The following is a 26,523-nucleotide window of genomic DNA, read 5'->3' as shown; positions in this document are numbered from 1 at the left end:
TAGGCAGCGTCACCCCTTCCGGACCCCGTTCAGGTAGTGGGCGAGTGCGGCGATGGCCGCCGGGTTGCGGGGGCTCTCGACCAGGTCGACGTAGTCGAGGACGAAGATCCGGTCGTTCTTGACGGCGGAGACGTCCGCGAGCGGCGGGTAGCTCTTGAGGAAGGCCTTCTTCTGCTCGGCGGTCACGTCGCCGTAGTTGTTGATGACGATGACGTCGGGGTTGCGCTCGACGACGGTCTCCCAGCCGACCGTGGGCCAGCTGTCCTTGAGGTCCTTCATCACGTGGTCGCCGCCGGCCTTGGTGATGATGTCGTGCGGGCCGGCGAAGGATCCGGAGGTGGTGGCCTTGTCGCGGCCGTCGTCGTAGAGGAAGACCGTGGGCCGCTTGCCGTCCTGCGGCACGGTCGCCTGCGCGTCGGCGACCTTCTTCTTGAAGTCCGCGACGAGCTTCGCCGCCCGGTCCTCCACCCCGAAGACCTTCCCGAGCGTGGTGAGGTCCGTGTAGAGGGCCTCCAGGGGAGGCATCACGCCGCGCGCCTTGCCCGCGCCGCCGTTGCGGCAGGACTCGGTGAGGACGTACGAGCCGACGCCGAGCTTCTTCAGGGCGTCGGGGGTGAAGCCGTTGCCCTCGTTGAAGCCGTAGTTCCAGCCCGCGAAGACCATGTCGGCCTTCGCGTCCAGGACGAGCTCCTTGGTGATCTCCTTCTTGGACAGCCACTTCACCTTCTCGTAGCCGTCCTTCCACGGCACCGACGCGCGGTCGGCGCGGTAGTCCGGGGCCACGTAGCCGGCCATGCGGTCCTCCAGGCCGAGCGCGAACATGATCTCGGCGATGCCGACGTCGTTGGTGACCACGCGCTCGGGCACCTTGTCGTACGTCGTCCTCACCCCGCAGTTCTCGATCGTCACGGGGTGGTGGCCGGACGCTTTCCGGTCCGTCTTCTGCGCGTCGCCGCTCTCGGTGACCTTCGCGCCGCAGCCGGTGGCCAGGGCGAGGACGGCCGACAGGGCGAGCGCGGTGCGGGCGGTGCCGGCCGTGCGGGAGGTACGGAAGGTGCGGGCGGGGCGGGAGATCATGCGGCGTCCTTACGAGGTCGGCAGGCGGTCGAAGAGCAGGCGCGTCGCGCCGGTCTCGGGGTGCGGCACGCGGTGCGCGCGGACGCCGAAGACGTCGGCGAGCAGAGCGGCGGTCAGCACCTCGTCGGGCGGCCCGGAGGCGACGATGCGGCCGCCCCGGATGACGTAGAGCACGTCGCAGTGCGTGGCGGCGAGGTCGAGGTCGTGCAGGGCGGCCAGGACGGTCGGGCCCGCGTCCCGCACGAGCGCCAGCACCTCCAGCTGCTGGGCGATGTCCAGATGGTTGGTGGGCTCGTCCAGGACCAGCACCCGCGGCTCCTGGGCCAGGGCGCGGGCGATCAGGACGCGCTGCTTCTCGCCGCCGGACAGCGTCGGGAAGCTCCGGCCGGCCAGGTGGGCCGCGCCCACGCGCTCCAGCGCCGCCGCGCACACCCCGGCGTCGCGGGCCGTGGCCCGGCCGGCGGAGCTCTGGTGCGGCAGCCGGCCCATCGCCACGACCTCGTCCACGGTGAAGTCGAACTCGCTCGCCGACTCCTGCGGCAGCGCCGCCAGGCGGCGCGCCCCCTCGCGGGCGCCGAGGGCGTGGAAGTCGTCGCCGTCGAGGCGGACGGTGCCCGTGGTGGGACGCAGCGCCCGGTAGGCGCAGCGCAGCAGGGTCGACTTGCCGCTGCCGTTGGGGCCCACGAGCCCCACGAACTGCCCGCTCCCGGCGCGCAGCGCGACGTCCGACACCAGCCGGGCGCCCGCGACCTCGACCGACAGGTCCTCGATGTCGACCCGCATCAGGCACCTCCGAAGGTGTAGCGGCGGCGCCGCATGAGCAGCACGAAGCAGGGCACGCCGATGAGGGCGGTGATCACGCCGACGGGCAGCTCCACGGGCGCGAGCAGCAGCCGCGAGGCGATGTCGACCCACACCAGCAGCACGGCCCCCAGCAGCGGGGCGACGGCGAGGACGCGGCGGTGGTCGGCTCCCACGAGCATGCGGGTGACGTGCGGGACCATCAGGCCGACGAAGCCGATCGCGCCGCTGACGGCCACCACGGCGCCGGTGACGGCCGCGGCCAGGACGAACAGGCCGCGCCGCAGCCGCTGGGGGTCCACGCCCAGCGCGGCCGCCGTCTCGTCGCCCATGGCCAGCGCATTGAGGCTGCGCGCCGTCCACAGCAGGGCGCCGATCCCGGCCAGCACGACGGCCGCGGCGATCGGCACGGACGCCCAGGTGGCCCCGCCGAGGCTGCCGAGCAGCCACATCATGGCGGAGCGGGAGGCCTCGCCGCGGTCCGCACTGAAGATCATCAGGGTGGTGACGGCGGAGAACCCGTAGTACATCGCCGAACCGGTGAGGACCAGCCGCAGCGGCGTCAGGCCCTGCGGGGTGCGGGCCGCCAGGTAGACCAGCACCATCGCGGCGAGCGCCGAGACGAACGCCGCCCCCGACAGCGCCCAGACGCCCAGGGCGCCCAGCGCGCCGAAGAGCAGCACGGCGTTGGCGCCGATCGCGGCGCCCGAGGAGATGCCCAGCACGAAGGGGTCGGCGAGGGCGTTGCGCACCATGGCCTGCACGGCCACGCCGACGGCGGAGAGCCCCGCGCCGACGACGGCGGCCAGCAGGGCGCGCGGGAAGCGCAGCTCCCACACGATCGTGTAGGCGGAGACCTCGCCGGGGGAGATGCTCCCGCCGGTGAATCCCGCCCGCAGGAAGCGCAGCGTCTCGCCCCAGGTGACGCCCGCGGCGCCGAAGCCGGTGCCGCAGAGGACCGAGAGCAGCAGGGCCGCGGTCAGGGCGGCCAGCAGCGGGGGCAGCGGCAGGCGCCGGGCAGGGGCGGCGCGGCCCGGCGGCGGTGCGCCGGGCGCGGGCCCGGACCCGGGTTCGTTCGAGCCCTGCGGGCGGGCGGCCGGGAGATCTGTGGACACGGAGTACGTACGCCTTCGCCTCGGGCCGCGACCCTACGTACGGAGGAGCGGCCCGAGGCGAAAGGCGGTCGTGCGTGTGCCCGGGTGGTTCCCCTCGCAGTCCACGGCGAGTTGTGCGGGGAGCGTGCGCCGCCGTGGGTGATCGGGCTTACGGAAAAGGCCCCGAAGGGCCTTCCGTCCACCGTTGCGGGTCAGCGCCGGAATTCGACCGGACTTCCCCCACGGGGCGCTGTGAAGTTGTGGATCTGCGGGCCTGCGGGCCCTGCGGCTCAGCCGGTGTAGGGCGTGCCGTCCGGGTTGTAGAAGGCGACGCCGTCGGGCGCGTCCTCGGGCAGGCTCGCGGCCCACTCCTGGAGGCTCTTCTGGTCGGCGATCTTCTTCAGGTGCGCCGACATGTAGGGGCGCAGCGGCACCTCGGGGGTGGCCTTCTCGCCGACCCACATCAGGTCGCCCTTGACGTAGCCGTACAGGCGCTTGCCGCCGCTGTACGGGCCCGACGCCCCGGTCCGCGCGACGGCGTCCGTGGCCAGGTCGATCTGCGGCTTCTGGTCGGCCAGCTCGCCGTACCAGACCTCGGCGACGCCCTGGTCGCGGACCATGACGATCTCGACCTTGCGGTCCTTGTCGATCCGCCAGAAGCCGGACTCGGTCTCCAGCGGGCGCACCATCTTGCCCTCGGCGTCGAGCACCCAGCTGTGCGACGTGTACTCCAGGAAGTCACGGCCGTCGTGGCTGAAGACGACCTCCTGCCCGAAGTTGCACTTCTCGGCACCCGGGAAGTCGGCGACGCCCGCACCTTCCCACTTACCGAGGAGGAAGGCGAGGGGGACGAGGTCCGGGTGGAGGTCGGACGGAATCTCGATCATGGGCTCAGACGATCTGTGCGAGGACGGGTAACGGGCGGGTCAGCGCTGGCCCTGGTACAGCTTCTTCCAGGTCAGCCCGGCGAAGGCGACGACGCCGACGGCGACCAGGACGAGCAGGGTGGTGAAGACTGCCTCAAGCACGAGCGCGCTCCTCGTCGGGAGTGAGGGTGTACGGACCGGTCACGGGTGTACGGACCGGTCACGAGTCTAGTCGTCCCCGATTCGCACGGCGCTGTGAGGTGGATCGTGCCCGCCCGGCCTTGCGGCCGCGGGGCTAGAGTGCCGCCATGGCCAAGAAGCTGGTGATCAAGGTGACGGCGGGCGCGGACGCGCCCGAGCGGTGCTCCCAGGCGTTCACGGTGGCGGCCGTCGCCGTCGCGAGCGGCGTCGAGGTGTCGCTGTGGCTGACGGGCGAGTCGTCGTGGTTCGCCCTGCCGGGGCGCGCGGCGGAGTTCGAGCTGCCGCACGCGGCGCCGCTGCCGGACCTCATCGAGGGCATCCGGGTCGGCGGCGGCATGATCACGGTGTGCACGCAGTGCGCGGCGCGCCGCGACATCGAGGAGAAGGACCTGATCGAGGGCGCGCGCATCGCCGGCGCCCAGGTCTTCGTCCAGGAGGCGATGGCGGAGGGCGTGCAGGCGCTCGTCTACTGAGCCGTCGCTCCTGGAGTGAGCCGGCGCTCGTGTGCTGAGCCGTCTACCGAGCCGTCGCTCCGCTACGGCTTCTTCTTGCCGTCGAGCTCGTCCCACCACTCGTCCGACTTCGGATCGCCGGAGGGGTCGTCCCACCAGCGGTCGTCGGGCCCGCGGCGGTTGGCGACGATGGCCGCGACGGGCGGGATGACCATGGCGAACAGGCACAGGCCCACCGCCGCGGGCACGGACCACAGGCGCACGACGGACCACGCCAGGACGAACAGCCCGATGCAGGTGCCCATCATGGCGAAGTACAGGTGGCGGCGCCGCGCGTACATGTGTCCACGGTACGGCGGTGGGGGCACGGCGCGAAGGGCCGCATCCGTGTGGCGTCCAACCCCTGGATGCGGCCCCCGGCCGGTTGAGGAGACCCTCGCCGGAGGGCCCGGGCGGCTCAGACGGCGATGGCGACCTCGGTCAGCCCGCCCTGCTGGGCGACGACCTTGCGGTCGGCGCTCGCGCCGGGCACCAGCGCGCGCACCGTCCACGTGCCTTCCGCCGCGTAGAAGCGGAACTGCCCGGTCGCGGACGTGGGCACCTCGGCGGTGAACTCGCCGGTCGCGTCCAGCAGGCGCACGTAGCCGGTGACGGGCTCGCCGTCCCGGGTCACCGAACCCTGGATCGTGGTCTCACCGGGCTTGGCGGTCGAGGCGTCGGGGCCGCCGGCCTTTGCTCCACACATAAGCGTTCCTTCTGTGTCCTGTTGCCTGTGTTGCAGGGGGAGACGGGTCGTGTCAGTTGGCGCCGAGCTCGATCGGCACGCCGACCAGGGAGCCGTACTCGGTCCAGGAGCCGTCGTAGTTGCGGACGTTCTGCTGGCCGAGCAGCTCGTGCAGCACGAACCAGGTGTGCGCGGAGCGCTCGCCGATCCGGCAGTAGGCGATGGTGTCCTTCGACAGGTCCACGCCCTCGCCCTCGTAGAGCGCCTTCAACTGCTCGTCGGACTTGAAGGTGCCGTCGTCGTTGGCCGACTTCGACCAGGGGATGTTGCGGGCGGTCGGCACGTGGCCGGGGCGCTGCGACTGCTCCTGCGGGAGGTGCGCCGGGGCGAGCAGCTTGCCGCTGAACTCGTCGGGGGAGCGGACGTCGACCAGGTTGAGCGAGCCGATGGCCGCCACGACGTCGTCGCGGAAGGCGCGGATGGAGGAGTCCTGCGGCTGGGCGCGGTACGCGGTGCGGGGCCGCTGCGGGACCTCGGCGACCAGGTCGCGGGAGTCCAGCTCCCACTTCTTGCGGCCGCCGTCGAGGAGCTTCACGTCCTGGTGGCCGTAGAGCTTGAAGTACCAGTAGGCGTACGCGGCGAACCAGTTGTTGTTGCCGCCGTAGAGGACGACGGTGTCGTCGTTGGCGATGCCCTTCGAGGAGAGCAGCTCCTCGAAGCCGGCCTGGTCCACGAAGTCGCGGCGGACGGGGTCCTGCAGATCGCTCTTCCAGTCGATCCGGACGGCGGTCCTGATGTGGTTCTTGTCGTAGGCGGACGTGTCCTCGTCGACCTCGACGATGACGGTCTTGGCGTCACCTGCGTCGATGCGGGCCTGTACCCAGTCGGCGTCCACCAGGACGTCACTGCGGCTCATGTTCTTCTCCTCCGGGGCAGTTGCGGACGTGCGCAAACGCTTGCCGGCACGCGGCGAGGGCAGCGCGCGGCGCTGCGCAGCGGGTGGGATGGGAGACGAGGCGGGGACGACTTCCCGGTAAGAGGGGGAACGTTCCCGCGTCAGACATGACGACAGAGCATGGCGGCGACGCGGCACAGGTCGACTGCCCGCCGCTTCGTGAGATCCGCCTGTCGCTTCATGCCCACGATCGTAGGGACGGCGGGTTGGCGTGTCACCGGTGTGTTGGATAGTGAGACGAGATCTTCCGGATAGTGGGACCAGGAAGACCGGAGGGGCGCTGGGGGTGCGCCCGAGGGGCGGTCGCGTGCCGCCCCTCCGGGGTCCGCGTCACGGGGAAGTCTGCCCTCCGGACACCGCGTCTCGCTGGGTGGACCGAAGGGGCGGAGGGCCCGTCCGTCAGCCGGCCAGGTTGACGTTCGAGCCGGTCAGGGTGATGTCCACACCGTCCTGCGTCGCCACGACCTTGTCCAGCTTGATGCCCTTCGGCAGACCGCTGATGCGCCGGTCGAAGTCCGTCTTCTGACGGATCGCGCGCTCCAGGCCCGGGAAGGCCTGGGCCTCGTCGGGCATCTTGTCCGCCCGCACCCGGACGGTGTCGCCGTTCACGATCGTGACGGTGGAGACGACGCTGCGCTCGATGGGCAGCCCCGCGAGCTGCACCTTGCCGGTGACCTTGACCTGGCTCTTGCCGGCGGAGCCCTGCCCGCCGAAGCCGACCTTCACGGTCGGGTCGTTGGTGGCCTTGCTGAGGTCCTCGTACGACAGGTGCGCCGTGCCCGTCGCCCGGCTCGCGACGGCGGAGCTGAAGCTGCTGTCGATCTTGACGTCCTGCAGCTTGGCGTCGAAGCCCGACACCCGGATCGACTGCCCGCCCGAACTCGCCGTCGCGCCGTCGAGCTTGACCTCGACTTCCTCCAGCGTGGAGTCGGCGATCTGCGTCAGGAAGGGAAAGCCCTTGATGGAGACCTCGGGCGTACCGGTCAGCCCCTGGCTGCTGCGGATCTTCTCCGCCGCCTGGTCCTCGGCGAAGTACACCGCAAGGCGGTCGGCGCCCACGAAAAGGGCCCCCAATATCACCGCGATGATCAGGGTTATGCGTATCGCGCGCATTCGGTCTCTCCAGCTCCCCCGGTCTCGGTCAGGCCCCTGCACTGGCCGTGCAATGCCAGGAGCCTAACCGGACCGCTGCGGAGGGAGGGACGGGCGATCAGCCCAGGACGCGGCCGAGCACGTAGACCGCCGGGGCCGCGGCCGCCAGCGGCAGGGCCACGCCCGCCGTCATGTGCACGAACCGCGACGGGTAGTCGTAGCTCGCCACGCGCAGGCCGATCAGCGCGCAGGCGCCCGCGGCGAGACCCAGCAGGGCGGCGGACGTGCCCAGGTCCGTCAGGCCGCCGGTGGCGACGCCCGAACCCGCGGCCGCGAGCAGCGCCACGACGGGCGCCGCGAAGGACGGCAGCGGCAGCGCCCGGGCCAGCGCGGCCGCGGCCACGGCCGTGGCGCCGACCACGACGGCGTCCGAGGAGGCCGCGAGGTGACCGGCCGCGATGACCGTCAGCGCCGAGGATCCGGCGGCCGCCGTCAGCCCGTACAGCCGCTCGTCCGGCGAGGCGTGGCTGCGCAGCTGCAGAACGATGACCAGCAGGATCCACACGCCCAGCGTGCCGATGACGACGGTCGGCGCCTGCACGGACTCCGTGGCGAGCATCCCGATGTCGGCGGCGACGCCGCCCAGGAACGCCAGGGCGATGCCCTGCCGGGCGGGCCACATGCCGTTGAGCCGGAACCAGCCCGCCGCCGTCACGGCCTGCAGCAGCACCAGCGGCACCGCCAGCGCGAACTGGCCGAGCGGCGCGGTCAGCGCCAGCAGCGCGGCGAGCACCGTCGTGACCAGGGCGGGCTTGAGGCCCGGCGAGAGGATCTGCGCACGGCCCTCGGCCTTGGCCTTCTCCGCGGCCGTCATCGGCCGGTCGGCCACCTCGCCCGGCACGGGCTCGCGCACCGGCTCCGCCACTCGGGCCGGCTCGTGCGGAACGGGCAGGGCCCCGGCGCGCTCCTCGGGCAGCGCCCGGCGGCCGGCGTACGGCTCGGCGGGCTGCTGGGGGAGCGGGCTGCCGGGCCACGACGCGTCGTAGGAGTGGTCCTCGGCGGGGACGGGCGGCTGCTGCCACGTGCCCGTGTCCCACGTCGGCGTCTGCCAGGTCTGCGTGGGCGGGTCCTCCTGCTGCGCGGCGTAGCCCTGGCCGCCGTTGGTCGGCCACTGGTACGGCTGCGGCTGGGCCTGCTGCTGCGGCTGGGGCTGGGACTGCTGGGGCTGCTGCGCGTACGCGTCGTAGGAGTCGTAGGAGCCGTACGTCTCGCCGTACGCTCCCTGCCCCTGCTGACGGGGCTGCTGCTGCGCCTGCTGCGGGTGCTGGGCCTGCTGCTGGTGCTGCTGCTGGTCGTACGCGCCGTAGGCCCCGCCCTGGTCGTAGGACTGCGCGTCGTAACGCCGGGTGCGGGCGTCGTACTGGTCGTACGGGTCCTGCGGATCGTACGTGTGGTGCGGCTGGTTGCTCATGCTGCCGGGGTCACCCTCCTGCGAAGGGCGGGAGCACCTCGACGGTGCCGCCCTCGGCCAGTTGGACCGATGCGTGGTCGCGGGTGCCGACCGGGGCGCCGTCCACCAGGAACGAACAGCGCGCCAGCACCCGGGCGAACTCGGGGGACCCCGCGTGCCGCCGGCGGGCCGCGTCCAGCGCCTCCGCGAGCGTCCGCGCCGCGTACGGCTCCTCGGCCGTACCGGTGGCGGCCTTCGCCGCGGCCCAGTACCGCATGGTGCCCACCGGTCCCGGCTGCGCCGGCAGGGCCGGTTTCACCGGTTGTGCCGGTTCTGTCGTCGCCACGGCGACCCCTTTCCTTCTTCTGCCGCCTCCCATGATGACGGGTGCCGGGCGGGGGGCCGCCCGCCCCCGTAAATACGGAGGCCGCACGGCGAGGCGCTCGCTTACGCTGCCCAGTGTGCTGGTCCGACTATCACGGGCGTATCTGAGGCCCTACTCCACATCGATCGCGCTGATCGTGCTCCTGCAGCTCGTCCAGACGCTTGCCACGCTCTACCTACCCTCACTCAACGCAGACATCGTCGACAACGGTGTCGTCAAGGGCGACACCAGCTACATCCTCGCCCTCGGCGGCGCGATGCTCGCGGTCACCCTCGTACAAATCGTCTGCGCGATCGGCGCGGTCTACTTCGGGGCCCGCACCGCCATGGCGGTCGGCCGCGACCTGCGCGCGGCCGTCTTCGACCGCGTGCAGTCCTTCTCCGCGCGCGAGATGGGCCACTTCGGTGCGCCCTCCCTGATCACCCGCACCACCAACGACGTCCAGCAGATCCAGCTGCTGGTGCTGATGGCGTTCACGCTGATGGTCTCCGCGCCCATCATGTGCGTGGGCGGCATCCTGATGGCGCTCGAACAGGACGTGCCGCTGTCCGCCCTGCTGCTCGTCATCGTCCCCGTCCTCGGCGTGATCGTCTCTCTGATCATCTGGCGGATGCGACCGATTTTCCGCGGCGTCCAGGACAAGATCGACACCGTCAACCGGGTGCTGCGCGAGCAGATCACCGGCATCCGCGTCATCCGCGCCTTCGTCCGGGACGCCCACGAGCGGGAACGTTTCGACGGCGCCAACGCCGACCTGATGGACGTCTCCCTCAAGGCCGGCCGGCTGATGTCGCTGATGTTCCCCTCCGTGATGCTGGTCGTGAACCTCTCCTCCATCGCCGTCCTGTGGTTCGGCGGCCACCGCATCGAGGGCGGTGACATGGAGATCGGCGCGCTCACGGCGTTCCTCAGCTACCTCATGCAGATCCTGATGGCCGTCATGATGGCCACCTTCATGTTCATGATGGTGCCGCGCGCCGAGGTCTGCGCCGAGCGCGTCCAGGAGGTCCTCGCCACCGACTCCAGCGTGGTGCCCCCGGCGAACCCGGTCACCGAGCTGCGCAGCGGCGGCCACCTGGAGCTCGACGGCGTCGGGTTCCGCTACCCCGGCGCGGAGGAGCCCGTCCTGCGCGACGTCTCCCTCGTCGCCCGGCCCGGCGAGATCACGGCCGTCATCGGCTCCACCGGCAGCGGCAAGTCCACGCTGCTCGGCCTGATCCCGCGGCTGTTCGACGCGACCTCCGGCACGGTGCGGGTGGGCGGCGTGGACGTCCGCGAGCTCGACCCCGCCCGCTCCGCCGAGGCCGTCGGCCTCGTCCCGCAGAAGCCCTACCTCTTCACCGGAACCGTCGCCTCCAACCTGCGCTACGGACGCCCCGACGCCACCGACGAGGAGCTGTGGCAGGCGCTGGAGACGGCGCAGGCCCGCGACTTCGTCGAGAGCATGGACGGCGGCCTGGAGGCCCCGATCGCCCAGGGCGGCACCAACGTCTCCGGCGGGCAGCGCCAGCGCCTCGCCATCGCCCGGGCCCTGGTCCGCAAGCCCGACATCTATCTCTTCGACGACTCCTTCTCCGCCCTCGACTACGCCACCGACGCCCGCCTGCGGGCCGCGCTGGCCCGCGAGACGGGGGAGGCGACCGTCGTCATCGTCGCCCAGCGCGTGTCCACGATCCGCGACGCCGACCGCATCGTCGTCCTGGACGAGGGCCGCGTCGTCGGCACCGGCACCCACACCGAGCTGATGGCCGGCAACGAGACCTACCGGGAGATCGTGCTCTCCCAGCTCACCGAGGAGGAGGCGGCGTGACGACCCCGGAGAAACCGGCTTCCCCGGGCGGCGGCAAGCCGGACGCCCCGGCACCCGGCGGCAAGCCCGGCGCCCCGGCACCCGGCGGCCCCGGCCGCCGCGGGCCCGCCCCCGCCACCGGCATAGCCCGCTTCATGGGCGGCCAGCCCACCGAGCGGTCCATGGACTTCGCGGGCTCCGCCAAGCGGCTGCTGGGCAGCCTCAGACCCGAGCGGGCCCTGATCACCGTCGCGCTCGTCCTGTGCGTGGCGAGCGTCGCCCTGTCCGTCCTCGGCCCGAAGATCCTCGGCCGGGCCACCGACCTGATCTTCGCGGGCGTCATCGGGAACAAGTTCCCCGACGGCATCAGCAAGGCCGAGGCCGTCGAGCAGATGCGCCGGCAGGGCGAGGGCACCGTCGCCGACCTGCTGGGCTCGGTCGACTTCACCCCCGGCCGGGGCATCGACTTCGACGCCGTCGGCGAGGTGCTGCTCTGGGTCCTGCTGATCTACGTCGGCGCGTCCCTGTTCGGCCTCGTCCAGGCGCGGATCGCCACCACCGTCGTCCAGCGCGCCGTCTTCCGGCTGCGCCGGGACGTCGAGGAGAAGCTCGGCCGGCTGCCGCTGAGCTACTTCGACAGGCAGCCGCGCGGCGAGGTCCTCTCCCGCGCCACCAACGACATCGACAACATCGCACAGACCCTCCAGCAGACCATGAGCCAGATCGTCACCTCGCTGCTGACGATCACGGGCGTGCTGGCCGTGATGTTCTGGATCTCCTGGCTGCTCGCCCTGGTGGCGCTGGTCACCGTCCCGGTGTCCGTGGTCGTCGCCACGAAGATCGGCAAGCGGGCGCAGCCGCAGTTCGTCGCCCAGTGGAAGACCACCGGCAAGCTCAACGCCCACATCGAGGAGATGTACACCGGGCACGCGCTGGTGAAGGTCTTCGGCCGCGAGAAGGAGTCCGCGGAGATCTTCCGCAAGGAGAACGAGGACCTCTTCCAGGCCGGCTTCAAGGCCCAGTTCATCTCGGGCGTCATCCAGCCCGCGATGATGTTCATCGGCAACCTCAACTACGTGCTCGTCGCCGTCGTCGGCGGCCTGCGGGTCGCCTCCGGCGCGCTGTCCATCGGTGACGTGCAGGCCTTCGTGCAGTACTCGCGGCAGTTCAGCCAGCCCCTCACCCAGGTGGCCTCCATGGCCAACCTCGTGCAGTCCGGCGTCGCCTCCGCCGAGCGCGTCTTCGAACTGCTCGACGCCGAGGAGCAGTCCCCGGACGCGGCCGACGCGCCCCGGCCGGAGCGGGTGCGCGGCGAGGTGGCCTTCGAGGAGGTCTCCTTCCGCTACGAGCCCGACAAGCCGCTCATCGACGGCCTGTCGCTGACCGTCCGGCCCGGCCAGACCGTCGCCATCGTCGGCCCCACCGGCGCCGGCAAGACCACGCTGGTCAACCTGCTCATGCGGTTCTACGAGGTCGGCGGGGGCCGCATCACCCTCGACGGGACCGACATCGCCGCCATGTCGCGCGAGGAGCTGCGCTCCCACATCGGCATGGTCCTGCAGGACACCTGGCTCTTCGGTGGCACCATCGCGGAGAACATCGCCTACGGGGCGCCCGAGGGCACCTCCATGGACAAGATCGTGGAAGCGGCGCGCGCCACGCACGTCGACCGCTTCGTGCGCACCCTGCCCGACGGGTACGGGACGGTCATCGACGACGAGGGCTCCAACGTCAGCGTCGGCGAGAAGCAGCTCATCACCATCGCCCGGGCGTTCCTGGCCGAGCCGGAGATCCTCGTCCTGGACGAGGCGACGAGCTCCGTCGACACCCGCACGGAGGTCCTCATCCAGCAGGCGATGGGCCGCCTGCGCGCGGGCCGCACGAGCTTCGTGATCGCCCACCGCCTGTCCACGATCCGCGACGCGGACGTCATCCTTGTGATGGAGTCCGGCCACATCGTGGAACAGGGCACGCACGACGGCCTGCTGGCGGCGGGCGGCGCGTACGCGCGCCTGTACGAGGCCCAGTTCGCGGAGCCGGTCGCCGAGCAGGCGTAGCGCCGTGCCGGCGGACCGGGGCTTGCCGCTTGCGGCGGCCCCGATTCCGCCGGCCCCTCGCCGTGGTGGTCACGCGCCGCGGCGGCGGTTGCGAGAGGCTGGGCCCCTCAAGCCTGTGCCGCCGCGGCGGCGCGCCACCACGAACGCGGCTGACCGGCGGTTGCGAGGGGCGGAGCCCCTCGTTCTCTTGCCGCCGCGGCGGCGCGCAGCCCCTACGCGGGAGACCGGCGGTGCCCGGCCGTCGCCCAGTCCGCGATGCGTGCCAGCAGCGCAGCGTTCGCCGCGCTCTCCGCGTGGCCGAAGCCCCGTTCGATCCACAGTTCCGTGGACTGTGGATCGCCCGCGCCGGCGAGGGCGTACGGGTGGTCCAGCGGGAAGTACGCGTCGCGGTCGCCGTGCACGATCAGCAGCGGCCGTGGCGCGATCAGCGGGACGGCCTCGACGGGGGAGAGCGGGACGGGGTCCCAGTCCTCCGCCTGGACCCGCGTCCCCAGCCCGTAGCGCGCGATCAGCCGCCCCGCGGGGCGGCTGATCGCCCAGTGCAGCCTGCGCATGGGCGCGGTACCGCGGTAATACCAACGTGACGGCGCACTGACCGCCACGACCGTGTCGGCATGTGCGTCCGTGCGCCCCGCGTGCTCCCCGTACTCCGCACGCGCCTGCGGGCCGTAGAGCGCGGCGTGCCGCAGCACCACGGAGCCGCCCATCGAGAAGCCGACCGTGGCGACCCGCTCGTGCCCGAGCGAGCGTGCCCACCGCACCGCGGCGGCCAGGTCGAGCACCTCGCGGTCGCCGACCGAGGAGTGGCCGCCCGAGTCGCCGTGTCCCCGGAACGAGAACGTGATCACGGCCGCACGCTGGGCGAACACCCGCGCCGCCCGGCGCAGCCCGGGCCGGTCGAGGGCCCCGGTGAAGCCGTGCGCGAGCACCACCGCGGGGGTGTCCGGCGGCGGGAGGCGCGACTCCGCACAAGGCTCGTAGGCCGCTTCCACGCGGACCCCGTCGGCTGTCAAGAGCGCGATGCGATGACCACTCGAAGTGATCGACGAAACACAAGGTCGTGCAAAATCGTCCGGACCTCGGAAAGTCATGTGGGTTATTCTGCTGGGCAGAGAGGATCCGGGCAGAGTAGCCCCCGGGTCCTTTTGTGCATTCATGTGCTGAGACAAGTGCTGGGACGCACGCAACCGTACGAAGCAGTGCCGCACTCTCCCCCAGAGCAAGGCCCTGGGTGGTACCCCTTCGCAGGGACCGAGGAGGAACCGACGTCATGGGCGAGCGAAGCGCGCGGGTCCGCAAGGACCGTACGACCAGTGAGGCGGGTGGCAGCCGATGAGTTCCCTGCTGCTCCTGACCAATGCCCTCCAGCCCTCCACGGAGGTGCTCCCGGCGCTCGGCCTGCTCCTGCACAGCGTGCGGGTGGCCCCCGCCGAGGGCCCGGCCCTCGTGGACACCCCCGGTGCCGACGTCATACTGATCGACGGCCGCCGTGACCTTCCGCACGTGCGCAGCCTCTGCCAGCTGCTGCGCTCCACCGGCCCGGGCTGCCCGCTGATCCTCGTCGTCACCGAGGGCGGCCTCGCGGCCGTCACCGCCGACTGGGGCGTGGACGACGTCCTGCTCGACACCGCGGGCCCGGCCGAGGTCGAGGCGCGGCTGCGGCTGGCGATGGGCCGCCAGCAGATCTCGACGGACGACAGCCCGATGGAGATCCGCACGGGTGACCTGTCGGTCGACGAGGCGACGTACAGCGCGAAGCTCAAGGGGCGGGTGCTGGACCTGACCTTCAAGGAGTTCGAGCTGCTGAAGTACCTCGCCCAGCACCCGGGCCGGGTCTTCACGCGCGCCCAGCTGCTGCAGGAGGTCTGGGGCTACGACTACTTCGGCGGCACCCGCACGGTCGACGTGCACGTGCGGCGGCTGCGGGCGAAGCTCGGGCCCGAGCACGAGTCGCTCATCGGCACCGTGCGGAATGTCGGATATCGGTTCGTTGTGCCCGAGAAGATCGACAACCCCGGCGAGGGCAAGCAGAAGGACTCGGCCACGGCGCAGCGGACGGAGGAGCCCAAGGCCGCGAAGAGCGGGGCAGCTCGCCCGGCCGAGCGGTGAGTGGACCCGCGTAGACTTCCGCGCGTGGCCAAGGTGACGCGGGACGATGTGGCGAGACTGGCGGGGACGTCGACCGCGGTGGTCAGCTATGTCATCAACAACGGACCGAGGCCGGTGGCACCGGCCACGCGCGAGCGCGTGCTGGCCGCGATCAAGGAGCTGGGGTACCGCCCGGACCGGGTCGCCCAGGCGATGGCGTCCCGCCGCACGGACCTCATAGGCCTGATCATCCCCGACGCCCGCCAGCCCTTCTTCGCGGAGATGGCGCACGCGGTCGAACAGGCCGCGGCCGAGCGCGGCAAGATGGTGCTCGTCGGCAACTCCGACTACCTCGACGAGCGCGAGGTGCACTACCTGCGCGCGTTCCTGGGCATGCGGGTCTCCGGCCTGATCCTCATCAGCCAGGGCCCGAGCGAGCACGCGGCCGCCGAGATCGACGCCTGGGACGCCCGGGTGGTCCTGATGCACCGCCGCCCCGACGCCATCGACGACGTGGCCGTCGTCACGGACGACGTCGGCGGCGCCCAGCTGGCCACCCGCCACCTGCTGGAGCACGGCCACCCCTACGTGGCCTGCCTCGGCGGCACGGAGCGCACCCCGACCATCGGCGACCCCGTCACCGACCACGTCGAGGGCTGGCGCCGCGCCATGCGGGAGGCCGGGAAGTCCCTGGAGGGCCGGCTCTTCCCGGCCCCGTACAACCGCTACGACGCCTACAAGGTCGCCCTGGAGCTGCTCTCCGGGCCCGACCGCCCGCCGGCGCTGCTCTGCGCCACCGACGACCAGGCGATCGGTGTCCTGCGGGCGGCGCGGGAGCTGCGCATCGACGTGCCCGGCGAGCTCGCCGTGGCCGGCTTCGACGACGTCAAGGAAGCCGCCCTGACCGACCCGCCGCTGACGACGGTCGCCTCCGACCGGCAGGCCATGGCGCGTGCCGCGGTGGACCTCGTCCTGGACGACTCGCTGCGGGTGACGGGCACGCGCCGCGAGCGGCTCAAGCAGTTCCCGTCGGCGCTGGTGGTCCGGCGCTCCTGCGGCTGCGGCGACTGACGGACAGGCCCTACCCGCGGCCGCGGCGGGCCTTATACGGAACCGACGGACTTCTCGGCCCGTTTTCAGTGCTCCCTCAGACAGTTCTCATCTCCGGGCAGCAGAGTCGTGCCCATGACGGACAGCACTCGCCCCTACGGCGCCCAGGACCCGCAGCAGCCGCAGCACCTGCAGCACCCGCAGGAGCCGCAGTACTCCTCGTACCCGCAGCCGCCCGCGCACCCGCCGCAGCAGCCCGTCACCACCGCGAGCGGGGTGACCGTCTGGCCCGGTGACGGCGCCGGGAACGGCGGGGGCGGGAACGGCGGCGGGACCCCGTACGCCGGCTTCGCCGAGCCCGCCGCCCCGGGGCCGCGCGGCGCCCACCGCGCCCGCAAGCCCGCGACGCTGCTCGCCGCCGTGGCCCTCATCGCCGCGGTCGTCGGCGGCGGCTCCGCCGCCCTCGTCGGTGAGCTCACCAGCCGCGCCGACCGCGTCAGCCAGTCCACGCCCGTCCAGAACGCCTCCTCCAGGAGCAACGGGGGAGTGGCCGCCGTCGCGAAGGCCGTGAGCCCGAGCATCGTCGAGATCAAGGCGTCCACCACCAGCGGGCAGTCCACCGGCTCGGGCGTGATCATCACGGCCGACGGCGAGATCGTCACCAACAACCACGTCGTCGCGGGCGCCGACACCGTGCAGGTCGGCTTCAGCGACGGCAGCACCAAGACCGCCAAGGTCGTGGGCACCGACCCCGGCAAGGACCTCGCCCTGATCAAGGTGCAGGGCGCGAGCGGGCTGAAGGCCGCCAAGCTCGGGGACTCCGGCAAGGTCAGGGTCGGCGACGAGGTCGTCGCCATCGGCTCCCCCGAAGGCCTCACCGGCACCGTCACCAGCGGCATAGTCTCCGCCCTCGACCGCGACGTGACCGTCGCCAAGGAACAGGGCGGGGGCGGGCAGGGGCAGGGGCAGGAGCGGCAGCGCCGCGGCGGCCCGCAGTGGCCCTTCGAGTTCGGCGGCAACCAGTACAACGGCGACACCGGCTCGTCCAAGACCACCTACAAGGCCCTCCAGACCGACGCCTCCCTCAACCCCGGCAACTCCGGCGGCGCGCTGATCAACATGAACGGCGAGATCATCGGCATCAACTCCGCCATGTACGCCCCCAGTTCCGGCGACTCCGCGGGCAGCGTCGGCCTCGGCTTCGCCATCCCCGTCGACACGGTCAAGGCCGACCTCGCGAAGCTCCGGGCGGGTGGCGACGGCAGCTGAGCGCACGGCCGTGCGAGGCTGAGAAGCACCCTGCCCCCTCCGTACCCGTGAGGTAAGCCGATGAGCCCCGCCGACCACGGCGACCAGCCCGCCCGCATCCTGATCGTGGACGACGAGCCCGCCGTCCGCGAGGCCCTGCGCCGCAGCCTCGCCTTCGAGGGGTACGCCACCGAGCAGGCCGTCGACGGGCTCGACGCGGTCGCCAAGGTCGCCTCCTTCGACCCGGAACTGATCGTGCTGGACGTCCTCATGCCCCGCATGGACGGCCTCACCGCCGCCCGCCGCCTGCGCGCCTCCGGCGTCACCGTGCCCATCCTCATGCTGACCGCCCGCGACACCGTGGGCGACCGCGTCACCGGCCTGGACGCCGGCGCCGACGACTACCTCGTCAAGCCCTTCGAACTCGACGAGCTGCTCGCCCGCATCCGCGCCCTGCTGCGCCGCAGCGCCTACGCCACGGCCGCGCCCGCCGCCTCCGCCACGCTCTCCTTCGCCGACCTGCGGATGAACCTCGACACCCGCGAGGTCACGCGCGGCGAGCGGGCCGTCGAGCTGACCCGTACGGAGTTCACCCTGCTGGAGCTGTTCCTGGCGCACCCGCGGCAGGTCCTCACCCGCGAACAGATCCTCAAGGCCGTCTGGGGCTTCGAGTTCGAGCCGTCCTCCAACTCCCTCGACGTGTACGTGATGTACCTGCGCCGCAAGACCGAGGCCGGCGGCGAGATGCGCCTCGTCCACACCGTGCGCGGCGTCGGCTACGTCCTCCGCGCGGACGGCGCCGAATGATCGCGAGATTCCAGCGGCTGCCGCTGCGCTCGCGGCTGGCGCTGCTGACCGCGGCCGCCGTCGCCGTGGCCGTCGCCGCCGCGGCCGTCGCGTGCTGGCTGGTCACCCGGCAGGAGCTGGAACACCAGCGGGACACGACGCTGACGAGCGTCCGCGCGGACGACGCCACCGTCAAGACGCTGCTGCGCACCTGCGGATCCGTGCCCACCGGCCCGTCCACGCTCTTCCGCCCCTACACCGTGCAGATCATCACCGGCGAGGGCTTCGTCTGCAGCACCGTCGGCAAGTCCCCCATCAAGGTGGAGGCCGACGACCTCCTCGTCGCCCGGCGGCAGCAGGACCGCACCCTGCACGACGCGCAGGCCGAGGACGGCACCGAGATGCGGGTCGCGACCTCGCCCGGGCCCGTGCCCGGCACCGCCGTCTCCATCGCCCAGCCGCTCAGCGAGATCGACCGGCCCCTGAACGCGCTCGCCATCGTCCTCGCCATCACCGCGGGCGTCGGCGTCCTCCTCGCCGCCACCGCCGGCGCCGGCATCGCCCGGGCCGGGCTGCGGCCCGTCGACCGGCTCACCGGAGCCGTCGAACACATCGCCCGCACCGAGGACCTGGCCGTCCGCATCCCCGTCGAAGGCGAGGACGAGATCGCCCGCCTCTCGCGCTCCTTCAACGCCATGACCGCCGCCCTCGCCTCCTCCCGCGACCGGCAGCAGCAGCTCATCGCCGACGCCGGACACGAACTGCGCACCCCGCTCACCTCGCTGCGCACCAACATCGACCTGCTCGTGCGCAGCGAGGAGACCGGGCGCGCGATCCCTCCCGAGGACCGCAAGGAGCTGCTTGCCAGCGTCCGGGCCCAGATGACCGAGCTGGCCGCGCTCATCGGCGACCTGCAGGAGCTCTCCCGGCCCGACGCCGGGCCCGGCAGCGAGCCCGTGCAGGTGATCGCCCTGCACGAGGCCGCCGGGCGGGCGGTGGAACGGGCCCGGCTGCGCGGCGCCGGGCTGACGTTCCGGGTGGACCTGCAGAGCTGGTACGTCCGCGCCGAACCGGCCGCCCTGGAACGGGCACTGGTCAACCTGCTCGACAACGCCGTGAAGTTCAGCCCGCCGGGCGGAGCGGTGGAGGTCTCCCTGTCCTCCGCCACGGGAGAGCTGACCGTCCGCGACCACGGCCCGGGCATCGCCCCGGACGAGCTCCCCCACGTCTTCGACCGCTTCTGGCGCTCCCCGTCCGCCCGCAGCATGCCCGGCAGCGGCCTGGGCCTGTCCATCGTCGCGCGGACGGTGCAGCAAGCGGGCGGCGAGGTGGCCCTGCGACCGGCACCGGGCGGCGGAACTGTGGCGTCCGTACGCCTCCCGGGGGCGCCGGTGGCTCCGCCGGCGCTGCTATGAACGCGTGATTGCGTGGCCCCGCCCGTCAATATCGGTGCGGTCGCCATCATTTCCGGCGGATCCCGGGCGCTTCGTACTTGTGGGACCGACCGGCCCCTCTAGCGTGATCGGCATGTCATGCGATCCGTGCAACCGGGACGACCACGCGACCGCCGCGACCTCCCGCCCCCGGCCGTACGACACGGTGATCCCGACGCCCAGCGGCGGGAGATGGGTCAGCCGGAGCTGCGTGGCGGGGAATCGGTCCCGGTAGTCCGCGGTGAGCAGCTCCTCAGTCAACCGCGCTGCCTCGGCGGTCAGTTCTTCCAGGCCGTACGCCTCCAGGACGGTGCGGACGGTGGATTGCGCTACGGCGTGCGCTGCGTGGGCGGAGCGCGGGTCGTGGGGCAGGTCGAGCGCGTACGACCAGGGGGTCTGCGGCGATACCGTGGCCATGCTGGCTCCTCTGACGAGGCGAGCAGGTGAGTGGGCGCTGCTCACCACCGTACGCCGCTCGGCCAAAGGTATTTAGCGGCGTTGGCAGAACTACTTCGGTAAGCACCCATGTGGGTGACGCGCGGGAGAGGCGTGGAGATGCCGGTGAGGAGCAGTCCGACGGCACGTCAGCTCCGTCTCGGTGCCGAGCTGCGCAAGCTGCGCGAGCGCGCGGGACTGACGTCGACCGAGGCCGGGCGCCTCCTGGGCACCAACCAGGCGCAGATCAGCAATATCGAGGCCAGCCGCTACGGGGTGAGCGCCGAGCGCCTGCGCGCCCTCGCGCGCAACTACTCCTGCTCCGACGAGGCGCTGGTGGCAGCCCTGATCGAGATGGCGGGAGAGCGCAAGCGCGGCTGGTGGGAGGAGTACCGCGAGATCCTCCCGGCCGGACTGCTGGACCTGGCCGAGCTGGAGCACCACGCGGTGGCCCTGCGCGCCTCGTACGTCGCCCACCTGCCGGGGCTGCTGCAGACGGCCGAGCACTGCCGGGAGATCTTCCGCCAGGTGGTGCCGCCGCTGAGCCCGCCCGAGGTGGAGCACCGGGTCTCGCACCGCATCAAGCGCCAGGCCGTCCTCTACCGGGACGACCCCACCCCGTACACGGCGATCGTCCACGAGGCCGCCCTGCGGATGCGCTTCGGCGGGCCGCCGGTCGCGGGGCCGCAGCTGCGGCACATCCTCGCCATGAGCGAGCGCGAGCACATCAGGGTGCTGGTGATCCCCTTCGACGCCGGGGCGTTCCCCGGCTCGGGGCAGTCGACGCTGTTCGCGGTCGGTCCGGTGCCCCAGCTGGACACGGTGCACGTCGACCGCGAACACGGCTCGGAACTGGTGGACGCGGCGGCGCAATTGGACCGCTACCGCATGGTGCTCGACCGCATGGAGTCCGTGGCTCTGGACGAGCGGAAGTCCAGGGACCTGATCCTGGACATCGTCCGCGCCCTGGAGGGCAGGTGAACGGGTGAACCTGGGCGTCCGCGGCCCTCGGGCGCCCGCCCGGGGGGTAGGGCTCAGGTGTACGGCTCGTCCGGTTCACGAAAGGCGGCGGCTATGAGCAATGACCTGGGGAGTCTGCTCGGCGGACTGCTCGGCGGCGGATCCGGCCGGGGCGGTGCGCTGCTGGGCGCGCTGCTCACCTCGCTCGGCGGCGCCGGCACGCACGGCGCGGGCAGCAACCCGCTCGGCGCCCTGCTGGACACCCTCAAGGAGGGCGGCCTGGGGGAGAAGACCGACTCGTGGGTCGGCAAGGGGGCGAACCAGGAGGTCAGCGGCCCCGAGGTGGCCCAGGCCCTGCCGTACCAGGCGCTCGACCACGTGGCGCAGCAGGCGGGCGTGAGCCCGGAGGAGGCGGCCGACGAGCTCGCCCGGACCCTGCCGCAGGCGGTCGACAAGCTGACCCCGGCAGGCGAGGTGCCGGAGGGGTCGCTGGAGGACCTGATCCGGCAGCAGTCGTAAGGGAGCGGACGGCCCCGGCGTGCTCCGGGGCCGTCCTCGGCGTTACTTGACGATCGCGATGCGGTCCGCGGCCGGCGGGGCCAGCGGGGCCGCCTTCGAGGAGTGCGCCGTCAGGTAGGCGTTGAAGGCGTCCAGGTCGGAGCCGCCGACGCGCTTGTTGGTGCCCTCCTTGAAGGCGGGGAAGCCGTCGCCGCCGCCCATCAGGAACTCGTTGCCCGTGACGCGGTAGGTCTTCGCCGGGTCGAGGGCGGTGCCGTTGAGCTTGACCGACGAGGCCACGACGCGGTCGGCGCCCTTCTTCGTCATGTCCAGGGTGTAGGTCAGGCCCTTGCTGATCTGCAGGATCTTCGGCTGGTCCGTGTTCGGGCCGCTGACCTGCTGCTGGAGGGCCGCGATGACCTGTGCGCCGGTCAGGTCCTTGGTCTGCATCATGTTGGTGAACGGCTGGACGGTGAACGCCTCGCCGTACGTCACGACGCCGTCGCCCTCGCCGCCCGAGGCCTTGAAGGCCAGGTCGGAGCGGATGCCACCGGGGTTCATGAAGGCGATCTGGGCGCCGCCCTTGTCGGCCGGGGCCATGGCCTCCAGCTGGGCGTCGGCGAGGACGTCACCGAGCGGCTTCTCGTAGGCCTCGCTCCCGCGGCCGTTGACGTCGGCGGTGATGTAGCCGACGGGCTTGTTGGCCACCGGTGCCGCCAGGGCCTTCCAGCGGTCGATCAGCTTGGTCATGTCCGCGGCCTTGGGCTGCGTGCGGTCGACGACGTGGTTCTTCGCGCGCGGGCTCTTGACCGCGGTGCGGACGATGTCCTTCGTGCGGCGGTCGTACGTCAGTGTCGTGTCGGTGAAGACGCGGCCGAAGGAGGCGGCCGAGGTGACCGTGCGCGGGGCGCCCGACGGGTCGGGGATGGTGCAGGCGTAGGCCTGGTGGGTGTGGCCCGTGACGAGGGCGTCCACCTTCGGCGTGACCTTCTTCGCGATCTCCACGATCGCGCCGGAGATGCCCGCGCCGACGCCCGGGGTGTCGCAGTCGTAGTTGTACGCGCCGGAGGCGGGCATGCCGCCCTCGTGGACGAGGGTGACGATCGCCTTCACGCCCTGGCGGTCGAGCTCCTTGGCGTACTTGTTGATCGTCTCGACCTCGTCGGCGAACTTCAGGCCCTTGACGCCCTCGGCCGTGACGACGTCCGGGGTGCCCTCCAGGGTGAGGCCGATGATGCCGATCTTCACGCCCTTGTGCTTCCACACCGTGTAGGGCTTGAGGATCTGCTTGCCGGTCTTCTCGTCGGTGACGTTGGCCGCGAGGTACGGGAAGTCGGCGCCCTGGAAGGTCTTGCCCTTCTCGAAGCAGCCCTCCTTGGGGTGGCAGCCGCCCTTCTGCATGCGCAGCAGCTCGGCACGGCCCTCGTCGAACTCGTGGTTGCCGACGGAGGTAGCGTCCAGCTTGATCTTGTTGAGCGCCTCGATGGTCGGCTCGTCGTGGAAGAGGCCGGTCATCAGCGGGCTCGCGCCGACCATGTCGCCGGCGGCCGCGGTGATCGAGTACTCGTGCCCCTTGCGGGCGGTGCGCAGCGAGTTGGCGAGGAACTCGACGCCGCCGGCGGGCACGGCCTTCGTCGTGCCGTCCGGCTGGGCCTCGGTGACGGTGCCCGAGGAGCCCTGCGGCGGCTCGAGGTTGCCGTGCAGGTCGTTGAAGGAGAGCAGCTGGACGTCCACGGTGCGGCCGTGGGTGCGGGCGTCGGCCGGGGCGGCGGTGGCCAGGACACCGGCGGTGGCGGCGAGCGCGGCGGCGGTCGCGGTCAGCCGTCTCGCCAGGCGCTTGCGTGGCGGCGTCGCGTGCATGTGTTCCCCTTTATGCATGTTTGCGGGTGAGAGGTGGCTGGAATGGTCTGCGGCAGCCTAGATCAACCCGCGTAGAACGTCAGCACGGTTGGCTGTGACGATTCGGCGTCACCCGCGTCGTAGGCTCGCCCCATGAGCGACGTCACGAACAACGCGAACGGGCAGCGGTCGGTCGAGGTGCTGGAGGAACTCCCGCCCGAGGTGGCGCGGGACGTGCTGCAGCTGGTGACGGAGGCGGCGGCGGTCGACGGGCAGCCGGCCGTCTCCGAGCAGGGGCGGCTGCAGCTGAAGGGCCGTCGGCCCGGCGTGCGGCACGTGCTGCTGCGCACCGGCGAAGGGCAGCTCGTGGGCTACGGGCAGCTGGAGGACAGCGACCCGGTCGAGGCGCCCGCGGGCGAGCTCGTGGTGCACCCCTCCTGCCGCGGCCGGGGGCACGGGCGGGCCCTCGGGTCGGCGCTGCTGCACGAGTCGGGCAAGCGGCTGCGGATCTGGGCGCACGGCGGCCACCCGGCGGCGCGGCACCTGGCGCAGGTGCTCGGCCTGAGCCTCTTCCGCGAGCTGCGGCAGATGCGGCGCTCGCTGCAGGACCTCACCCTCGCCGAGCCGGTGCTTCCCCCGGGCGTGACCGTCCGGACGTTCCTGCCCGGCGAGGACGACGCGGAGTGGCTCGCGGTGAACGCGGCGGCCTTCGCCCACCACCCCGAGCAGGGCTCGCTCGTCCAGCGCGACCTCGACGACCGCAAGGCCGCGAGCTGGTTCGACCCCAAGGGCTTCTTCCTCGCCGAGAAGGACGGCCGGATCATCGCCTTCCACTGGACGAAGGTGCACGCGGAGGAGGGCCTGGGCGAGGTCTACGTCCTGGGCGTCGCCCCGGGCGCGCAGGGCGGCGGCCTGGGCAAGTCCCTCACCGCCATCGGCCTGCGCCACCTGGCCGCCCAGGGCCTGCCCACGGCCATGCTCTACGTCGACGCCGACAACGCGGCGGCGGTCGCGGTGTACGAGGGCCTGGGGTTCCAGATCCACGAGACGGACCTGATGTACCGGACGGAGAGCTAGGCGGGGCCGGGCGGGCCGGGTGCCCGTGCTGCGCTCCCTGGCGTCGAGGGCGCAGGTGACGGTATGAACGCGAACTCACGCCGGGTGCTCTACCTGATCGTCTGTGCCGCGGGCCCGGCCGTGGACGCCGTGCGTCCGGTGGCCGCGGCGCGGGACCGCGGCTGGGACGTGTGCGTGATCGCCACTCCGGCCGCCGCCGAAGGAGACTTCATCGACCGGCCCGCCCTGGAGACCGCCTCGGGCAGACCCGTGCGCAGCACGTGGCGCCGGTCCGGCGAGGAGAAGCGCAACCCACCGGCCGATGCCGTCGTCGTGGCGCCGATGACCATGAACACTGCCAACAAATGGGCCGCCGGGATCGCCGACACCTACGCCCTGGGTCTGATGGCCGAGGCGGTCGGTCTCGGGCTGCCCGTGGTCGCCCTGCCGTTCTGGTCGACGGCTCTGGACTCCCACCCCGCCACGCGGCGTGCCGTGCAGACGCTGCGGGGAACCGGCGTCCGGGTCCTGTACGGAGAAGGGGAGTGGACCCCCCACGCGCCGGGCACGGGCGACGAACGGCGCCCGGCCTTTCCGTGGGGCCTCGCCCTGGACGTCGTGGAGGACGTGGTGCCCCGACCCTAGCCGCGAGCGCGCCCCCCCCGTTTGACAGGCCGTGTCCCCATCCCGCACCCTTTCACTAGTCAAGTAGTGAAAGGGGCCCGCGTGGTCGAGTTCCGCATCGACCGGCGCAGTGGGGTCGCCACGTACCTGCAGATCGTCCAGCAGGTCAAGCAGGCCCTGCGCCTGGGCCTGCTCGCGCCCGGCGACAAGCTGCCCACGGCCAAAGAGGTCGTCGCGGCCACGGCCATCAACCCCAACACCGTCCTCAAGGCCTACCGCGAGCTCGATCGCGAGGGCCTGGTCGAGGCGCGCCCCGGGCTCGGGACGTTCGTGCGGCGCTCGCTGGCACGCCCGCAGGCCGCCGCCGACTCGCCGCTGCGCGCCGAGCTGACCGGCTGGATGGAGCGCGCCCGCGAGGCCGGACTGGAGCGGGAGGACGTGGCGGCGCTGCTCGCCTCCGTCCTGGAGGAAGGGTTCGACGGGCCCGGGGGAAGTGCGGGGCAGGGGCGCGGCCCGCGCGAGACGAACAAGGGGAGCGGATGACCGGGATGGCTGGGGTGGCCGGGACGACCGGGGCGGCGGAGGCGGCCGAGAAGGCCGAGATGACCGAGATGGCCGGGCTGACCTTCCAGCCCGACCGCACCGCCGTGGAAGCGGTCGGCCTCGGGGTGGCCTACCGGCGCCGCCGGGCGCTCGACGGCTGCTCCTTCCGGCTCCCCGCGGGCCGCGTCTGTGCGCTCGTGGGGCCCAACGGTGCGGGCAAGTCCACGCTGCTGTCGCTCGCCGCCGGGCTGCGCCGCCCCGCCGAGGGGTCCCTGACCGTCTTCGGCGGCCGGCCCGGGTCCGCGGACGTCCGCCCCCGCGTCGCCTACCTCTCCCAGGACAAGCCGCTCTACCCGCAGTTCACGATCGCCGACACCCTCCGCATGGGCCGTGAGCTCAATCCCGGCCGCTGGGACCGGGCTGCCGCCGAGCGCATGGTCGCCGACGGCGGGCTGTCGTCCACGGCCCGCGTCGGGGACCTCTCCGGCGGTCAGCGCACGCGCGTCGCCCTCGCGCTCGCCTTCGGCAAGCGGCCCGAACTCCTGCTGCTGGACGAGCCGATGGCCGACCTCGACCCGCTCGTGCGGCACGAGATGACGGCCGCGCTCATGGGCCAGGCCGCCGAGCACGCCACCACCGTCGTGATCGCCTCCCACGTCCTCGCCGAACTCGACGGGATCTGCGACTACCTGCTGTTGCTCGCCGACGGCCGCGTCCGGCTCGCGGGCGAGGTCGAGGACCTGCTCGCCGCGCACACTGTCCTCGTCGGCCGGCACGAAGGCCCGGGCCTGCCGCGGGAGTTCGCCACGCACACCGTCGTGGAGGCCCGCGCCACGGGGCGGCAGCTGACCGCCCTCGTCCGGCCCGACGGCCCGCTCCCCGAGCGCTGGCGCGCCGCCGAACCCTCCCTGGAGGAGCTCCTCCTCGCCCACCTGCGGGCACCCGCCGCGCCCCCGCTGTTCACCCCCAGCGCGGAGCCGCGGGCTGTCCAACGGCCGTAAGCCCGGGGCCGGGTGGGCG

The 26,523-nt window shown here is 72.4% G+C and carries 27 protein-coding genes; 14 read left to right on the top strand and 13 right to left on the bottom strand.

The genetic code is table 11. From position 1 onward, the window contains the following. Window positions 1-9: 9 nt before the first annotated feature. The 4 genes from ACSNOG_RS08755 to ACSNOG_RS08740 form a co-directional block, all read right to left on the bottom strand. On the bottom strand, window positions 10-1,077 hold the full coding sequence (locus ACSNOG_RS08755) for an ABC transporter substrate-binding protein (RefSeq protein WP_436751984.1): 1,068 nt from the start codon (window positions 1,075-1,077) through the stop codon (window positions 10-12). A gap of 9 nt (window positions 1,078-1,086) precedes the next feature. Further along, complete coding sequence (locus tag ACSNOG_RS08750) at window positions 1,087-1,860, bottom strand: ABC transporter ATP-binding protein (RefSeq protein ID WP_436751983.1); 774 nt, start codon at window positions 1,858-1,860, stop codon at window positions 1,087-1,089. After that, window positions 1,860-2,888: a FecCD family ABC transporter permease gene (locus ACSNOG_RS08745; protein ID WP_436752011.1), complete on the bottom strand. Its 1,029-nt coding sequence runs from the start codon at window positions 2,886-2,888 to the stop codon at window positions 1,860-1,862. The genes ACSNOG_RS08750 and ACSNOG_RS08745 overlap by 1 nt, the downstream gene beginning before the upstream one ends. Window positions 2,889-3,262: 374 nt before the next feature. After that, window positions 3,263-3,859 (bottom strand): FABP family protein, encoded by a 597-nt coding sequence (locus tag ACSNOG_RS08740; protein ID WP_436751982.1) that lies wholly within the window; start codon window positions 3,857-3,859, stop codon window positions 3,263-3,265. Window positions 3,860-4,146: 287 nt separating this feature from the next. Between ACSNOG_RS08740 and ACSNOG_RS08735 the strand changes: the two genes are divergently transcribed. After that, window positions 4,147-4,512: a DsrE family protein gene (locus tag ACSNOG_RS08735; protein ID WP_382040885.1), complete on the top strand. Its 366-nt coding sequence runs from the start codon at window positions 4,147-4,149 to the stop codon at window positions 4,510-4,512. Window positions 4,513-4,574: 62 nt separating this feature from the next. On the opposite strand, the gene ACSNOG_RS08730 is transcribed toward ACSNOG_RS08735, so the two are convergent. The 6 genes from ACSNOG_RS08730 to ACSNOG_RS08705 all read right to left on the bottom strand — a co-directional run bounded on the left by ACSNOG_RS08730 (window position 4,575) and on the right by ACSNOG_RS08705 (window position 8,989). Further along, window positions 4,575-4,832 carry a DUF3099 domain-containing protein gene (locus tag ACSNOG_RS08730; protein ID WP_436751981.1) on the bottom strand — a complete coding sequence of 86 codons (258 nt, stop codon included), beginning with the start codon at window positions 4,830-4,832 and terminating at the stop codon, window positions 4,575-4,577. Window positions 4,833-4,948: 116 nt separating this feature from the next. Then, window positions 4,949-5,236, bottom strand: a complete 288-nt coding sequence (locus tag ACSNOG_RS08725) for a DUF1416 domain-containing protein (RefSeq protein ID WP_436751980.1) — start codon at window positions 5,234-5,236, stop codon at window positions 4,949-4,951. Window positions 5,237-5,288: 52 nt separating this feature from the next. Next, window positions 5,289-6,131: a sulfurtransferase gene (locus tag ACSNOG_RS08720; protein WP_436751979.1), complete on the bottom strand. Its 843-nt coding sequence runs from the start codon at window positions 6,129-6,131 to the stop codon at window positions 5,289-5,291. A gap of 438 nt (window positions 6,132-6,569) precedes the next feature. Then, window positions 6,570-7,283, bottom strand: a complete 714-nt coding sequence (locus ACSNOG_RS08715; protein WP_436751978.1) for an LmeA family phospholipid-binding protein — start codon at window positions 7,281-7,283, stop codon at window positions 6,570-6,572. 97 nt (window positions 7,284-7,380) lie between these two features. After that, window positions 7,381-8,733, bottom strand: a complete 1,353-nt coding sequence (locus tag ACSNOG_RS08710; RefSeq protein WP_436751977.1) for a hypothetical protein — start codon at window positions 8,731-8,733, stop codon at window positions 7,381-7,383. A 10-nt stretch (window positions 8,734-8,743) separates the two neighbouring features. Next, on the bottom strand, window positions 8,744-8,989 hold the full coding sequence (locus ACSNOG_RS08705) for a MoaD/ThiS family protein (protein WP_179084776.1): 246 nt from the start codon (window positions 8,987-8,989) through the stop codon (window positions 8,744-8,746). A gap of 184 nt (window positions 8,990-9,173) precedes the next feature. On the opposite strand from ACSNOG_RS08705, the gene ACSNOG_RS08700 reads away from it, so the two are divergent. Both ACSNOG_RS08700 and ACSNOG_RS08695 read left to right on the top strand, forming a co-directional pair. Continuing rightward, entirely contained in the window at window positions 9,174-10,907 is a 1,734-nt protein-coding gene (locus ACSNOG_RS08700) for an ABC transporter ATP-binding protein (protein WP_436751976.1), read from the top strand. 134 nt (window positions 10,908-11,041) lie between these two features. After that, window positions 11,042-12,943 (top strand): ABC transporter ATP-binding protein, encoded by a 1,902-nt coding sequence (locus tag ACSNOG_RS08695; RefSeq protein ID WP_436752010.1) that lies wholly within the window; start codon window positions 11,042-11,044, stop codon window positions 12,941-12,943. A gap of 212 nt (window positions 12,944-13,155) precedes the next feature. On the opposite strand, the gene ACSNOG_RS08690 is transcribed toward ACSNOG_RS08695, so the two are convergent. Continuing rightward, on the bottom strand, window positions 13,156-14,034 hold the full coding sequence (locus ACSNOG_RS08690; protein WP_436751975.1) for an alpha/beta hydrolase: 879 nt from the start codon (window positions 14,032-14,034) through the stop codon (window positions 13,156-13,158). Window positions 14,035-14,275: 241 nt separating this feature from the next. Between ACSNOG_RS08690 and ACSNOG_RS08685 the strand changes: the two genes are divergently transcribed. The 5 genes from ACSNOG_RS08685 (at window position 14,276) to ACSNOG_RS08665 (ending at window position 19,530) form a co-directional block, all read left to right on the top strand. Continuing rightward, window positions 14,276-15,052, top strand: coding sequence for a response regulator transcription factor (locus tag ACSNOG_RS08685; RefSeq protein WP_436751974.1), 777 nt, complete (start codon window positions 14,276-14,278; stop codon window positions 15,050-15,052). Window positions 15,053-15,076: 24 nt separating this feature from the next. Then, a complete protein-coding gene (locus ACSNOG_RS08680; protein ID WP_436751973.1) occupies window positions 15,077-16,102 on the top strand; it encodes a LacI family DNA-binding transcriptional regulator in 1,026 nt (341 codons plus the stop codon). Between the two features lie 114 nt (window positions 16,103-16,216). Further along, on the top strand, window positions 16,217-17,350 hold the full coding sequence (locus ACSNOG_RS08675; RefSeq protein ID WP_436751972.1) for a S1C family serine protease: 1,134 nt from the start codon (window positions 16,217-16,219) through the stop codon (window positions 17,348-17,350). A gap of 60 nt (window positions 17,351-17,410) precedes the next feature. Further along, on the top strand, window positions 17,411-18,136 hold the full coding sequence (locus ACSNOG_RS08670; protein WP_436751971.1) for a response regulator transcription factor: 726 nt from the start codon (window positions 17,411-17,413) through the stop codon (window positions 18,134-18,136). Beyond that, the gene (locus ACSNOG_RS08665) at window positions 18,133-19,530 is read left to right on the top strand and encodes a sensor histidine kinase (protein WP_436751970.1); all 1,398 of its coding nucleotides are present in this window, start codon (window positions 18,133-18,135) and stop codon (window positions 19,528-19,530) included. Before ACSNOG_RS08670 ends, ACSNOG_RS08665 begins: the two co-directional genes overlap by 4 nt. On the opposite strand, the gene ACSNOG_RS08660 is transcribed toward ACSNOG_RS08665, so the two are convergent. Continuing rightward, on the bottom strand, window positions 19,525-19,965 hold the full coding sequence (locus ACSNOG_RS08660; RefSeq protein WP_436751969.1) for a hypothetical protein: 441 nt from the start codon (window positions 19,963-19,965) through the stop codon (window positions 19,525-19,527). The two genes, ACSNOG_RS08665 and ACSNOG_RS08660, sit on opposite strands and share 6 nt — an antisense overlap. Window positions 19,966-20,103: 138 nt before the next feature. On the opposite strand from ACSNOG_RS08660, the gene ACSNOG_RS08655 reads away from it, so the two are divergent. Both ACSNOG_RS08655 and ACSNOG_RS08650 read left to right on the top strand, forming a co-directional pair. After that, window positions 20,104-20,964, top strand: a complete 861-nt coding sequence (locus ACSNOG_RS08655) for a helix-turn-helix domain-containing protein (protein WP_436752009.1) — start codon at window positions 20,104-20,106, stop codon at window positions 20,962-20,964. 93 nt (window positions 20,965-21,057) lie between these two features. Then, window positions 21,058-21,462: a YidB family protein gene (locus ACSNOG_RS08650; RefSeq protein WP_436751968.1), complete on the top strand. Its 405-nt coding sequence runs from the start codon at window positions 21,058-21,060 to the stop codon at window positions 21,460-21,462. A 42-nt stretch (window positions 21,463-21,504) separates the two neighbouring features. Here the strand turns inward: ACSNOG_RS08650 and ACSNOG_RS08645 are convergent, their stop codons facing one another. Then, window positions 21,505-23,301, bottom strand: coding sequence for a bifunctional metallophosphatase/5'-nucleotidase (locus ACSNOG_RS08645; protein WP_436751967.1), 1,797 nt, complete (start codon window positions 23,299-23,301; stop codon window positions 21,505-21,507). Window positions 23,302-23,433: 132 nt separating this feature from the next. Here ACSNOG_RS08645 and mshD point away from each other — a divergent pair, with 132 nt between their 5' ends. The 4 genes from mshD to ACSNOG_RS08625 all read left to right on the top strand — a co-directional run bounded on the left by mshD (window position 23,434) and on the right by ACSNOG_RS08625 (window position 26,504). Then, the gene (gene mshD / locus ACSNOG_RS08640) at window positions 23,434-24,357 is read left to right on the top strand and encodes a mycothiol synthase (protein ID WP_436751966.1); all 924 of its coding nucleotides are present in this window, start codon (window positions 23,434-23,436) and stop codon (window positions 24,355-24,357) included. 63 nt (window positions 24,358-24,420) lie between these two features. Next, on the top strand, window positions 24,421-24,981 hold the full coding sequence (locus ACSNOG_RS08635) for a flavoprotein (protein WP_436751965.1): 561 nt from the start codon (window positions 24,421-24,423) through the stop codon (window positions 24,979-24,981). 81 nt (window positions 24,982-25,062) lie between these two features. Next, window positions 25,063-25,503, top strand: a complete 441-nt coding sequence (locus ACSNOG_RS08630; RefSeq protein ID WP_436751964.1) for a GntR family transcriptional regulator — start codon at window positions 25,063-25,065, stop codon at window positions 25,501-25,503. A 68-nt stretch (window positions 25,504-25,571) separates the two neighbouring features. Next, window positions 25,572-26,504 (top strand): ABC transporter ATP-binding protein, encoded by a 933-nt coding sequence (locus tag ACSNOG_RS08625; protein ID WP_436752008.1) that lies wholly within the window; start codon window positions 25,572-25,574, stop codon window positions 26,502-26,504. Window positions 26,505-26,523 lie beyond the last annotated feature (19 nt).

Source organism: Streptomyces sp. URMC 124, from assembly GCF_051386455.1.
Lineage (GTDB): Bacteria > Actinomycetota > Actinomycetes > Streptomycetales > Streptomycetaceae > Streptomyces.
The sequence above is the reverse complement of the archived record's forward strand: the minus strand, read 5'-3'. Positions and strand labels throughout refer to the sequence as shown.